This window comes from Rhodococcus sp. LMD (genome assembly GCF_056108245.1).
Window position 1 is genome coordinate 1,882,403 of sequence record NZ_CM148557.1, and the last position, 12,319, is coordinate 1,894,721.

At 66.4% G+C, this 12,319-nt stretch carries 9 protein-coding genes and 2 rRNA genes; 7 read left to right on the top strand and 4 right to left on the bottom strand.

The window, feature by feature from the left end:
• Window positions 1-211: 211 nt before the first annotated feature.
• Together ACWPQI_RS08840 and rrf are read left to right on the top strand one after the other, a co-directional pair.
• Window positions 212-3,344: ribosomal RNA gene (locus ACWPQI_RS08840) — 23S ribosomal RNA — on the top strand.
• 105 nt (window positions 3,345-3,449) lie between these two features.
• Window positions 3,450-3,566: ribosomal RNA gene (gene rrf / locus ACWPQI_RS08845) — 5S ribosomal RNA — on the top strand.
• A 93-nt stretch (window positions 3,567-3,659) separates the two neighbouring features.
• Here rrf and ACWPQI_RS08850 read toward each other — a convergent pair.
• Window positions 3,660-5,204 carry an adenylate/guanylate cyclase domain-containing protein gene (locus tag ACWPQI_RS08850; protein WP_026138157.1) on the bottom strand — a complete coding sequence of 515 codons (1,545 nt, stop codon included), beginning with the start codon at window positions 5,202-5,204 and terminating at the stop codon, window positions 3,660-3,662.
• A 43-nt stretch (window positions 5,205-5,247) separates the two neighbouring features.
• Between ACWPQI_RS08850 and nucS the strand changes: the two genes are divergently transcribed.
• Together nucS and ACWPQI_RS08860 are read left to right on the top strand one after the other, a co-directional pair.
• On the top strand, window positions 5,248-5,922 hold the full coding sequence (gene nucS / locus ACWPQI_RS08855; RefSeq protein ID WP_010596964.1) for an endonuclease NucS: 675 nt from the start codon (window positions 5,248-5,250) through the stop codon (window positions 5,920-5,922).
• A 1-nt stretch (window position 5,923) separates the two neighbouring features.
• Entirely contained in the window at window positions 5,924-6,244 is a 321-nt protein-coding gene (locus ACWPQI_RS08860; protein ID WP_048773903.1) for a hypothetical protein, read from the top strand.
• Between the two features lie 96 nt (window positions 6,245-6,340).
• Here ACWPQI_RS08860 and ACWPQI_RS08865 read toward each other — a convergent pair whose 3' ends face one another.
• On the bottom strand, window positions 6,341-7,429 hold the full coding sequence (locus tag ACWPQI_RS08865) for a coiled-coil domain-containing protein (protein WP_010596965.1): 1,089 nt from the start codon (window positions 7,427-7,429) through the stop codon (window positions 6,341-6,343).
• 107 nt (window positions 7,430-7,536) lie between these two features.
• Window positions 7,537-8,019 (bottom strand): methylmalonyl-CoA epimerase, encoded by a 483-nt coding sequence (gene mce, locus ACWPQI_RS08870; protein ID WP_026138156.1) that lies wholly within the window; start codon window positions 8,017-8,019, stop codon window positions 7,537-7,539.
• Window positions 8,020-8,124: 105 nt separating this feature from the next.
• On the opposite strand from mce, the gene ACWPQI_RS08875 reads away from it, so the two are divergent.
• The 3 genes from ACWPQI_RS08875 to ACWPQI_RS08885 all read left to right on the top strand — a co-directional run bounded on the left by ACWPQI_RS08875 (window position 8,125) and on the right by ACWPQI_RS08885 (window position 10,773).
• Complete coding sequence (locus tag ACWPQI_RS08875) at window positions 8,125-9,315, top strand: acetyl-CoA C-acetyltransferase (RefSeq protein ID WP_474738763.1); 1,191 nt, start codon at window positions 8,125-8,127, stop codon at window positions 9,313-9,315.
• Window positions 9,316-9,411: 96 nt separating this feature from the next.
• Window positions 9,412-9,783, top strand: a complete 372-nt coding sequence (locus ACWPQI_RS08880; RefSeq protein ID WP_017681051.1) for a DUF3817 domain-containing protein — start codon at window positions 9,412-9,414, stop codon at window positions 9,781-9,783.
• A gap of 96 nt (window positions 9,784-9,879) precedes the next feature.
• Entirely contained in the window at window positions 9,880-10,773 is an 894-nt protein-coding gene (locus ACWPQI_RS08885; RefSeq protein ID WP_474738764.1) for a tetratricopeptide repeat protein, read from the top strand.
• 85 nt (window positions 10,774-10,858) lie between these two features.
• Here ACWPQI_RS08885 and ACWPQI_RS08890 read toward each other — a convergent pair whose 3' ends face one another.
• Window positions 10,859-12,298 (bottom strand): neutral zinc metallopeptidase, encoded by a 1,440-nt coding sequence (locus ACWPQI_RS08890; protein WP_017681052.1) that lies wholly within the window; start codon window positions 12,296-12,298, stop codon window positions 10,859-10,861.
• Window positions 12,299-12,319: the final 21 nt, after the last annotated feature.

The following is a 12,319-nucleotide window of genomic DNA, read 5'->3' on the forward strand; positions in this document are numbered from 1 at the left end:
CTCATGGGTGGAACGCTGACAGGTATTTTCTTCGTCACCGCCGGTCCGAGTGCCGGCGGGAAGAGAGTTATATCGGTGCACTGTTGGGTCCTGAGAGAACACGCGAGTGTTTTGTCAGCGACGATGACCGGGAACGGGAAGGGTTCTTCTTTCCCCAGTATCGGTTGTTGTGTGTTGTTTGAGAACTGCACAGTGGACGCGAGCATCTTTGTTGTAAGTGTTTATGAGCGTACGGTGGATGCCTTGGCACCAGGAGCCGATGAAGGACGTGGGAGGCTGCGATATGCCTCGGGGAGCTGTCAACCGAGCTGTGATCCGAGGATTTCCGAATGGGGAAACCCAGCACGAGTGATGTCGTGTTACCCGCGCCTGAATATATAGGGCGTGTGGAGGGAACGTGGGGAAGTGAAACATCTCAGTACCCACAGGAAGAGAAAACAACATGTGATTCCGTGAGTAGTGGCGAGCGAAAGCGGAAGAGGCTAAACCGCGGGTGTGTGAGAGCTGGCAGGCGTTGCACTCGTGGGGTCGTGGGGCCCTTCTTCCCATCACTGTCATGGTGGGCGAGAGTAAGAAACCGGTGTGTTAGTCGAAGTGGTCTGGAACGGCCCGTCGTAGAGGGTGAGAATCCCGTAGACGAAAACATGCCGGCTCTCGTGGAGGGTGCCCGAGTAGCAGCGGGCCCGTGAAATCTGCTGTGAATCTGTCGGGACCACCCGATAAGCCTGAATACTCCCTGGTGACCGATAGCGGACTAGTACCGTGAGGGAAAGGTGAAAAGTACCCCGGGAGGGGAGTGAAATAGTACCTGAAACCGTGCGCTTACAATCCGTCGGAGCCTTCGAGCAGTTTGGTCTGCTGGGGGTGACGGCGTGCCTTTTGAAGAATGAGCCTGCGAGTTAGTGGCATGTCGCGAGGTTAACCCGTGTGGGGTAGTCGTAGCGAAAGCGAGTCCGAACAGGGCGTATCAGTGGCATGTTCTAGACCCGAAGCGGAGTGATCTACCCATGGCCAGGGTGAAGCGACGGTAAGACGTCGTGGAGGCCCGAACCCACTTAGGTTGAAAACTGAGGGGATGAGCTGTGGGTAGGGGTGAAAGGCCAATCAAACTCCGTGATAGCTGGTTCTCCCCGAAATGCATTTAGGTGCAGCGTCGCGTGTTTCTCACCGGAGGTAGAGCTACTGGATGGTCTAGGGGGCCCACAAGCTTACCGAAATCAGCCAAACTCCGAATGCCGGTGAGTGAGAGCGCGGCAGTGAGACTGCGGGGGATAAGCTTCGTAGTCGAGAGGGAAACAGCCCAGATCGCCGGCTAAGGCCCCTAAGCGTGTACTAAGTGGAAAAGGATGTGGGATCGCTGAGACAACCAGGAGGTTGGCTTAGAAGCAGCCACCCTTGAAAGAGTGCGTAATAGCTCACTGGTCAAGTGGTTCTGCGCCGACAATGTAGCGGGGCTCAAGTACACCGCCGAAGCCGCGGCACTCACACAACACCCACTCGTTTCTGCGGAGACGGGTGCAGTGGTGTGGGTGGGTAGGGGAGCGTCGTGCCGCCGGGGAAGCGCCGGAGTGATCCAGGTGTGGAGGCGGCGCGAGTGAGAATGCAGGCATGAGTAGCGAAAGACGAGTGAGAAACTCGTCCGCCGAATGACCAAGGGTTCCTGGGCCAGGTTAATCCGCCCAGGGTGAGTCGGGACCTAAGGCGAGGCCGACAGGCGTAGTCGATGGACAACGGGTTGATATTCCCGTACCCGTGTGAACGCGCCCCTGGTGAATCATCGGTACTAACCGTCCAAAGGGTGATCGATCTCCTTCGGGAGACGGGATCCTGCTGCACGGGACCTTCGGTGGTAGTAGCCAAGCGATGGGGTGACGCAGGAAGGTAGTGGGGCCGGTCAGTGGTTGTACCGGTGTAAGCCTGTAGGGCGTGACATAGGCAAATCCGTGTCGCACGAGCCTGAGAGGTGATGCGTAGCCGAATGAGGCGAATTCCATGATCCTATGCTGCCGAGAAAAGCCTCTAGCGAGCTTTCACACGGCCCGTACCCCAAACCGACACAGGTGGTCAGGTAGAGAATACCGAGGCGATCGAGAGAACTGTGGTTAAGGAACTCGGCAAAATGCCCCCGTAACTTCGGGAGAAGGGGGACCAGCCCTGGTGAAGACCTTCGCGGTCGGAGCTGGGGGTGGTCGCAGAGACCAGAGAGAAGCGACTGTTTACTAAAAACACAGGTCCGTGCGAAGTCGTAAGACGAGGTATACGGACTGACGCCTGCCCGGTGCTGGAAGGTTAAGAGGACCGGTCAGCGGAGCGATCCGCGAAGCTGAGAATTTAAGCCCCAGTAAACGGCGGTGGTAACTATAACCATCCTAAGGTAGCGAAATTCCTTGTCGGGTAAGTTCCGACCTGCACGAATGGCGTAACGACTTCTCTGCTGTCTCAACCACAGACTCGGCGAAATTGCATTACGAGTAAAGATGCTCGTTACGCGCGGCAGGACGAAAAGACCCCGGGACCTTCACTACAGCTTGGTATTGGTGTTCGGTTCGGTTTGTGTAGGATAGGTGGGAGACTGTGAAGCGGTGACGCCAGTTACCGTGGAGTCGTTGTTGAAATACCACTCTGATCGTATTGGACCTCTAACCTCGGACCCTGATCGGGTTCAGGGACAGTGCCTGGTGGGTAGTTTAACTGGGGCGGTTGCCTCCCAAAATGTAACGGAGGCGCCCAAAGGTTCCCTCAGCCTGGTTGGCAATCAGGTGTCGAGTGCAAGTGCACAAGGGAGCTTGACTGTGAGACCGACAGGTCGAGCAGGGACGAAAGTCGGGACTAGTGATCCGGCACCGGCATGTGGAAGCGGTGTCGCTCAACGGATAAAAGGTACCCCGGGGATAACAGGCTGATCTTCCCCAAGAGTCCATATCGACGGGATGGTTTGGCACCTCGATGTCGGCTCGTCGCATCCTGGGGCTGGAGTAGGTCCCAAGGGTTGGGCTGTTCGCCCATTAAAGCGGCACGCGAGCTGGGTTTAGAACGTCGTGAGACAGTTCGGTCTCTATCCGCCGCGCGCGTTAGAAACTTGAGGAAGGCTGTCCCTAGTACGAGAGGACCGGGACGGACGAACCTCTGGTGTGCCAGTTGTCCCGCCAGGGGCACGGCTGGTTGGCTACGTTCGGAAGGGATAACCGCTGAAAGCATCTAAGCGGGAAGCCTGTTCCAAGATGAGGTTTCTCACCCCCTCGAGGGGGTAAGGCCCCCGGCAGACCACCGGGTTGATAGGCCGGAACTGGAAGTGCGGCAACGCATGCAGGTGACCGGTACTAATAGGCCGAGGACTTACCACGAAGAAGCTACGCGTCCACTGTGCGGTATCTGAAACAGCACACACATCAGATACCGAAGCCCGACAAGGGTATTCGAGAACTCTGATGCGTGACGTTTCGCAGAGTTACGGCGGCCATAGCGACAGGGAAACGCCCGGTCCCATTCCGAACCCGGAAGCTAAGCCTGTCTGCGCCGATGGTACTGCACCCGACAGGGTGTGGGAGAGTAGGACACCGCCGAACACCCGTTACCGGAAGCCCCCCGACCTCGTCGGGGGGCTTCCGGCATTTCCGGGTCCGCCGGGACCACCGAAAGCCCTGGAAATGCCGGCGGGGTCAGTCCGCCGACGGCACCGCCAGTCGGGTCACTTCCGACCGCCCGCGCAGGGTCACTTCACCTTTCGGCGCCCATCTCGTGCGCTCGTGATCGGCGGCCGCCTCTACTGCCCGGGACGAGGCGACGACGTGGCCGGGGATCGTCTTGGCCAGATCCGAGAGTCGCGCAGCTTCGTTCACCGGATCGCCGATGACCGTGTACTCGAACCTCTCGTGAGCCCCTACGTTTCCGGCCACTGCGAGTCCGGCTGCGACCCCGATCCCCGCCTCGCACTCGGGGACGTCGGTGCGCAGTCGATGTGCCATCGTCCGGGCGGCCACCAGGGCGTTGCCTGGCGGATCGTCCATTGCCACCGGGGCGCCGAAAATGGCCAGTGCCGCGTCGCCCTCGAACTTGTTGACGAAACCGCCGACGCGGTGGACCTCCTCGACCACGACTTCGAAGAAGCGGTTGAGCAACTGTACGACCTCGGTCGGCGGACGATCTGCAGCCATTGCCGTCGAACCGATGATGTCGATGAACAGCACCGCGACATCACGTTCTTCGCCGCCGAGCCGCGGTGACGAGGCCAGCGCCGCCCGGGCGACGTCCTGCCCGACGTGCCGGCCGAAGACGTCGCGGATCCGTTCGCGCTCACGCAGGCCGTCGGCCATGCGATTGAATCCGGCCTGCAATTCGCCCAGTTCCGTCCCGTCGTAGACGACGACCTCCGCATCGAGGTCGCCCCCCTCGATGCGGGCCATGCCCGCCCGCACGGACTCGATCGGCGCGATGCTTCGCCGGGCGGTGAGGAACATCAGCAGCGATCCCAACACCAACGCCAGTCCGCCGATCGTCAGGATCGTCACCGCGAAGCGGACGGGCGACACGGGACGGACGAAGCTGAAGACCGCGACGAGCATCAACCCGATGACGGGAACGGCGCTGCCCAGCACCCACGCCACCATGATGCGTCCGCTGGTGCCGGTGAGACGGCGCCGCGGGGTCGCGCCGGCCTCGAGGGCCCGGGCGGCGATCGGTCGCAGTGCGAACTCGCTGAAGAGGAAGACGAAGCCACAGACCGTCAGTCCCGCGAGAGCAATGGTGAACGCGACCTTCGGGATGGTGCGCGGATCGAGCACCCCGAAGGCGGTCGCGAACAGCACCAGTCCCAGGGCCCAGAACGCGCCCTGCTGGGCGGTGAGCCGCATCGGTAACCGCATCGTGGCGCGACGTTCCTCCGGCGAGGGATCCCGGTCCTCGAGGATCCAGCGCAGTTGTGCGAGCCCGCGTCGCGTCCCGACGATCGTTCCAAGGACGATCGCCCCCACGACGTACACCGGCGCGACGACACCGGTGACGACGACGAACTCCGGGCGCAGCACCGAGGGACCCGGGATGACGACATTGATCAGTACCGCCGTGATCGCAGCACCCGCGATGTTCGTGCCGAGCAACAGCAGGGTGAGCAACGTCTGCACGCGAACACGTTGGCGCTGGACGGATTCCGCGGGTGCGCCGAGCAGCGGTGAGCCGAGTGGCGAGATGCGACGAGTGCGAGGCATGGTCGTTCGAGAGTAGTCCGGGGCGATCCTCTAGGGTGGCAACGTGCGCCTTGTGATTGCCCGCTGTCGAGTCGACTACATCGGACGTCTGACGGCACACCTGCCGATGGCGCGTCGGCTGCTCCTGGTCAAAGCCGACGGATCGGTCAGTGTGCACGCCGACGACCGCGCCTACAAGCCCCTGAACTGGATGAGTCCGCCGTGTTGGCTGGTCGAGGAGTCCGCGGAAGATGCGAACGCTCTGTGGGTGGTGACCAACAAGGCGGGTGAGCAGCTGCGCATCACCATCGAGGAGATCGAGCACGATTCCAGCCACGAGCTGGGCGTGGATCCCGGCCTGATCAAGGACGGTGTGGAGGCGCACTTGCAGGAACTGCTCGCCGAGCACGTCGAAACCCTCGGGCGCGGCTACACCCTCGTCCGGCGTGAGTACCCGACGGCCATCGGTCCGGTGGACCTGCTGTGCCGGGACGCGGACGGCGGCACGGTGGCCGTCGAGATCAAGAGGCGAGGCGAGATCGACGGCGTCGAACAGCTCACGCGGTATCTCGAGCTGCTCAACCGGGACCCGCTGCTCGCGCCGGTCAGCGGTGTCTTCGCGGCACAACAGATCAAGCCGCAGGCCAAGACCCTGGCCACCGACCGCGGTATCCGCTGCCTCGTGCTCGACTACGAGGCGCTGCGCGGCACCGAGAGCAACGAGTTCCGGCTGTTCTGAGATGCCGCGCCGCAATACCCCCCGATCACAGCGCAGGCGCCGGCCCGAGACCGGCGCGTCGGCGTTCTCCGGGGCGACGTCCCGCACCGAATCGGGCCCGTGGGGTGCGGAATCCGAGCGTTACACCGTGCGCACCGTCCCCGGCTCGCGAGCAACGAAGGCGTACCGGTGCCCCGGATGCGATCACGAGATCGCGCCGGGAACGCCGCACGTGGTCGCCTGGCCCACCGACGACATAGGGGGAGCAGACGAACGCCGGCACTGGCACAACGGCTGCTGGTCCGGCCGCGGCACCCGCGGACCGACCCGACGGTGGTCCTGACGGCTCGCCGACGGTGGTCCTGACGGCTCGCCGTCGTGGTCCTGACGGCTCGCCGTCGTGGTCCTGATGGCTCGCCGTCGTGGTCCTGACGTCGGCTCAGTTGCGGACCTTGCTGGCCACCGCGGGTGACCGGCCGAGCCGGTCGGTCGCAGGTGCTTCGTTGCCGGACCGCTTCCCCTGTTCGCCCGGCCCGCTCTTCCGGTCGCTGTCCTCGGACGTGCCGGCCGTCGCCGGCAGTTCCTTGGTGGCCGGTTCCTTCTCGGATTCTTCGGTGGCGATCTCCGTGGTCGCATCGGTGTCGCCGTCGGTGGTGGACGCGTCCCGGTCGCGGTCGAGCAGCTCACCTTCGCGCGTCACAGCAGCCAGCATCGAGGGCACCGCCTCGAGCTGACCGCGCACACCGTCCAGCTGGCTGAGGATGCGGCCACGCAGCACCCGCAGTTCCTCGGTCAGATCGCGGGCGTTGGCGATCTTCCGTTCGGACTGTTCGGTGGCGATCTCGAGCCGGCGTGCCGCCTCGCGTGATGCGATCTCGAGACGCTGTTCGGCCTCGGCCTTGCTGGATCGTTCGAGTTCGTCGAGAGCGCCGAGGACCTTGCTGCGGCGCTCGCTCATGGCGATCTCGAAATCCTGCTGAACCTGGTCCCGCTTGGCCTCCGCTTCCGCCGCGAGACGATCGCGCTCGGCTTCGGCGGCGGCGACGATCCGGGCGGCCTGGGCACGTGCCTCGGACATCGTCCGGGCGTGCTCGGCTTCGAACGCCTTACGCCGCTCGGCGAGTTCGGCGATCATCGCCTCGTAGTCGCCGCGCAGCCGGATGCCTTCCTGTTCGGCCAGGGAGATCATCTCGGCGGCATCGGCCTCGGCCCGGGCCCGCAGCTCGGACGCCTCGTCGGAGGCGAGGCGCAGCATGCGGGAGATTCGGTCGCTCATACCCTCGGCCGTGGTGGGCGGCACCGAGAGACGATCGACATCCTTGCGCAACTCGTCGATCTCGTTGCGAGCGTTCTCCAACTGTCTCGCCAGGTCGCGCGCCTGGGCGGCGGCCGCATCCCGGTCCGTCGCGGTCACGCGCAGCTCGGCTTCGAATCTGGCGAAGTAGTTGGTCACCTCGTCGCGGTCGAATCCCTTGCGCACGATCGAGAAGGGCAGGTGGCTGGGGGTGCGATCGCGATCGAAGACCATGGCGCCAATCTACCTGCTCGCGGCAGCCGGAGCTGCGCGTGCCGCCTCCCTGTGCTAATGCTGCGGCAGCGCACACCGGGCGGGTCGACCGGGCGGGACGCGGGTTGTCAGTGCGATCCGTGTGCGGCGGGTTCGACGAGTTCGACGAGCACGCCGCCGGCGTCCTTGGGGTGGAGGAAGTTGATGCGCGAATCGGCGGTGCCACGTCGCGGGGCGTCGTACAGCAGGCGCACGCCCCGGGCACGGAGCTCGGTGGACACGGCATCGATGTCGCTGACGCGGTAGGCGAGCTGCTGCAGGCCCGGGCCGCTGCGGTCGATGAACTTCGCGATCGTCGAGTTCTCGTTCAGCGGGGCGAGCAGCTGGATCGCGGTCGCGCCCTCGGGCGAGCCGGGAACCGACAGCATCGCCTCGCGCACGCCCTGCTCCTCGTTGACCTCCTCGTGGGTCGAGACGAGTCCGAGGTTCTCGGCGTACCAGGTGAGGGCGGCGTCGAGGTCGGGAACGGCGATACCGACGTGGTCGATGGCAGTCACGAGCCCGGAGCTCAGAGCCGCGAGCGGAGTCGAAGTGGGGGAGGTCTCAGTCATGAATAAAGACGTTAGCGCTAACGTTAGATCAGTATGCGCCGGGATGGGGCTCGTCCGCCCGCAGCCCCGCGCAGGAGCCGTGACCCCACCACCGGAGGAACCCTCGTGACCAGTTCTGTCATCGTTGCCGGAGCCCGGACCCCGATGGGGCGTCTGCAGGGCGCCCTGAAGGACTTCTCCGGCTCGGACCTCGGCGGGGTCGCCATCGCCGGGGCCCTGGCCAAGGCCGGGGTCGCCCCCGAGCAGGTCGAGTACGTGATCATGGGGCAGGTGCTCACCGCCGGGGCCGGGCAGATCCCGGCCCGCCAGGCCGCCGTCGCCGCCGGCATCCCGATGGATGTGCCCGCCCTGACCGTGAACAAGGTGTGCCTGTCCGGCATCGACGCCATCGCCCTGGCCGACCAGCTCATCCGCGCCGGCGAGTTCGACGTCGTCGTCGCCGGCGGCCAGGAGTCGATGAGCCGGGCCCCGCACCTGCTCGAGAAGTCCCGCGCCGGGTTCAAGTACGGCGATGTGACCCTGCGCGACCACCTGGCCTTCGACGGGCTGCACGACATCTTCACCGACCAGGCCATGGGTGCCCTCACCGAGGCCGCCAACACCGGCGCGGCGGCCGTCTCCCGCGCCGAGCAGGACGCGTTCGCCGCCGCCAGCCACCAGCGGGCGGCCCGCGCGCAGAAGGACGGGCTGTTCGACGACGAGATCGTGCCGGTGTCGATCCCGCAGCGCAAGGGCGACCCGCTCGTGGTCACCGCCGACGAGGGCATCCGCCCGGACACCACCGCCGAGTCCCTGGCGACGCTGCGGCCGGCGTTCGCCCCCGACGGCACCGTCACCGCCGGCTCGGCCTCGCAGATCTCCGACGGCGCGGCCGCGGTGGTGGTGATGTCCAAGGCCAAGGCCGAGCAGCTCGGCCTGTCCTGGCTCGCCGAGATCGGCCGGCACGGGGTGGTCGCCGGTCCGGACTCGACGCTGCAGTCCCAGCCGGCGCGGGCGATCGCGAAGGCCTGCGCGCGGGAGGGCCTCGAGCCGGCCGAGCTGGACCTGGTGGAGATCAACGAGGCGTTCGCCGCGGTGGGGATCGCCTCGGCCCGTGAGCTCGGGATCGACCCGGCGAGGGTGAACGTCAACGGCGGGGCGATCGCGCTGGGGCACCCGCTGGGGATGTCCGGGGCGCGGATCGTGCTGCACCTGGCCCTCGAGCTGGCCCGCCGCGGCGGCGGGGTCGGGGCTGCGGCCCTGTGCGGCGGCGGCGGCCAGGGCGACGCCCTCATCGTCCGCGTCCCCAAGGCGTAACCCGCCGCTCCTTACTCCTGTCACGGCCTCGACGCAGTGCGTCGGGGCCGTGACGTCTCTCACAGCAACGACGGGTCGTCGTAGGCGATCGGCACAATGGTGTGCATGGCGAACTTCTTCGATCTCAGCACCCCGGCCAAGCGGTTCCGCTTCGTCGCAATCCTCGAGGCCTTCACCTGGGCCGGCCTGCTCGTCGGTATGGCGTTCAAGTACCTGCCGGAGAACGGCAACGAGATCGGCGTGAAAATCTTCGGGCCGCTGCACGGCGGCGTGTTCGTCGCCTTCGTCCTCGTCGCTCTCCTCACCGCACGGGCGCTGAAGTGGAACCTGGTCACCACCGGCCTGGCCCTGATCTCCTCCATCCCGCCGTTCGGCACGATCGTCTTCGAGTGGTGGGCTGCGCGCACCGGCCGTCTCGCGGAGTTGTCCACGCAGGCGCGTCCGGCCGACGCGCCCGCACTCGCCTGACCTGCTGTCACCTGTCGCGCGGAACGTGACAGACTGGACACCGTGACTCGACCAGGTTCCCGTCCGTCAGCACGTTCCGCCGCGACCGCCGCGGCAATGTCCGGCGCGGTGGATCTCGCGCCCCTCAAGGAGCGGGCCGCCGCCCCCCCACCTCCGCCGCAGTCCGACTCCGGCGCCGCCGCCGCGACCGGCCTCGCGCCCGTCGTCGACGTCACCGAGGCCACGTTCGAGGCCGAGGTGCTGCAGCGCTCGATGCAGGTCCCGGTCATCGTGGACCTGTGGGCCACCTGGTGTGGCCCGTGCAAGCAGCTCTCACCGGTTCTCGAGAAGCTGGCGCACGAGGGCGGCGGCAACTGGGTTCTCGCGAAGGTCGACGTGGACGCCAACCCGCGGATCGCTCAGGCGTTCGGCGTGCAGTCCGTGCCGACCGTCGTCGCCATCGCCGCGGGACAACCCCTCGCCGACTTCCAGGGCGTCCAGCCCGAACCGCAGCTCCGGCAATGGCTTGCCGCCATCCAGGACGCGGTCGCCGGCAAGCTGTCCGGCCCGCCCGGAGGGGAGGTCGCGGAGGAACCGGCGGAGGACCCGCGATTCGTCGCGGCCGAGCAGGCCCTCGATGCGGGGGACCTGGCCGGTGCCGAAGCGGCGTACGAGCTGATCCTCAATTCCGAGCCCGCCAATGCCGACGCTCTGGCCGCGTTGCGGCAGGTCCGGTTCCTCGCCCGGGCGCAGACTGTGCCGGCCGACGCGATCGCCCGGGCGGATGCCGCCCCGGCCGATCTCGATGTACAGCTCGCTGCGGCCGACGCGGAACTGTTCGCGCAGCAGCCCGAGGCTGCGTTCGCGCGGCTGATCGGGTTCGTGGCCCGCAGCGCGGGTGACGAGAGGAACGCGGCCCGTGCGCGGCTGCTCGAATTGTTCGAGCTGTTCGACCCGGCAGAGCCGTTCGTTGTCGCGGCGCGGCGCAAGCTGGCGTCGGCGCTGTACTGAATTCCCCCCCCCGTGCGGTGGGCGCTCCGGCTTTCCGGATCGCCCACCGCACACTGTTCGGTGGTGGCGGCTCGGCGGCGGCGGCTCAGTGGTAGCGCCCGGAACAGGCGGCCTCCCCGCCGAGGACCCCCGTCCGGAACGCGTCGACCCGGGAGAACCCGCTCGGCACGGTGTTGCCGTTGACATCGCTGGCGGCGAGTCCGTCGGCCAGCAGACCGGAGACGGCCTCGTCCAGGTCCCCCGGTGACAGCCACACCATGTCCTCGGCCGGTTGCGAGCCGGTGCTGTCGGGGCTCAGTTCGGCGCTGATCACACCGGCGAGACAGGCCGCCTGCAGCGCCGTCCGAGGCTCGACGAGCGCCTGACCGGCGGCGTTCTGCACGGCCAGCGCATAGCGCGATGCGAGCAGGACGTATGCGGCGTAGTCGCCCCGCACGTCGGTCGTGATGCCCCCGGCGCCGGTCTGCAGCGGAGTGCCGCGGTCCGCAAGTTCCTCGACGTCGACGCCGATGGTGTTGGTGGCGGGACAGTACGACACCGGGGACGTGGGCTTCGCATCCGGGCAGCCGAGGTCGGCCCCGGTCAGGTCCAGTTCCGGTTGCCGCGGCAGATCGAACACCCGGCGGAACGACGCCATCAGCGCCTCCACCGACTCCTCGGTCACGGGGAGTTCGCCGTCGTCGGAGCTGTCGAAGAACTGCGGTAGATCGGCGCGCCGGGATTCGATCTCGGCAGCGTCGATGCGGGTGCACGATCCCGCACCGTCGGTGAAGCCGATCTGGAACGCGGTGACACGTTCGAATGCCGACCCGTGGATCGCACCCGGGTCGTTGGGATCGCTGTCGCGGAAGGACACCATCGACGCCAGCACCGAGTTCAGCCCGTCCGAGGTGTTGAGCCGGAAGTGCTCCGAGTTGCCGGCGGCGACGTGCCGCATGAAGGCGCCCGCGAAGCAGTCCGCCTGCTGTTCGAACACGATGCCCGGATCGTCCTCGGCAACCGTTCCGGCCTTGAACTGCACGGCGTGACCGTACTCGTGGGCGAGCACCGTCACGGCCGCCATGGGACCGAACGTCTCGATGAGCTGCGGCATCAGGTAGGTGCGGTCCCAGCCGATGACGTCGTCGCGGTTGCAGTATGCGGCGTTGACGAATTCGAACGTGGATTCCCCGCAGAATCTCGGGCCGCGCTCGTCGGGATCCCACGAGACGATCGTGCCGACGGCCTCGAACGCGCCTCGCGCGATGCGGGGGAACTCCTCGGTCCAGTAGGCCTCGATGTCGGCGACGGCGTTGCCGGCGAGCACGTCGACGTCCCCGCCGTCCGAGTTCTCGATCGTCACCGGCGCATCCGTGGCGCCGGGCCGCGGACCACTGGGGCCCGAGGAGACCGGCAGACCGGCCACGGAGAACGGGTTGTCGTAGATGGAGACGGCGGTGCCCTCGATACGAGCGGCACATCCGGCGAGCACCATCACGGCCAGCGCCGGTACCGCGAGGCGGAACGGCAGCCGCGTCCGAGTCACCTGGTCTTCTCCTGTCGTCCG

Bases quoted from the DNA above. Each gene is read 5' to 3' on its own strand.
- ACWPQI_RS08865 (WP_010596965.1), bottom strand. From the start codon at position 7,429: ATGGTCTTCGATCGCGATCGCACCCCCAGCCACCTGCCCTTCTCGATC.
- ACWPQI_RS08860 (WP_048773903.1), top strand. From the start codon at position 5,924: ATGCCGCGCCGCAATACCCCCCGATCACAGCGCAGGCGCCGGCCCGAG.
- mce (WP_026138156.1), bottom strand. From the start codon at position 8,019: ATGACTGAGACCTCCCCCACTTCGACTCCGCTCGCGGCTCTGAGCTCC.
- ACWPQI_RS08880 (WP_017681051.1), top strand. From the start codon at position 9,412: ATGGTGTGCATGGCGAACTTCTTCGATCTCAGCACCCCGGCCAAGCGG.
- ACWPQI_RS08885 (WP_474738764.1), top strand. From the start codon at position 9,880: ATGTCCGGCGCGGTGGATCTCGCGCCCCTCAAGGAGCGGGCCGCCGCC.
- ACWPQI_RS08850 (WP_026138157.1), bottom strand. From the start codon at position 5,204: ATGCCTCGCACTCGTCGCATCTCGCCACTCGGCTCACCGCTGCTCGGC.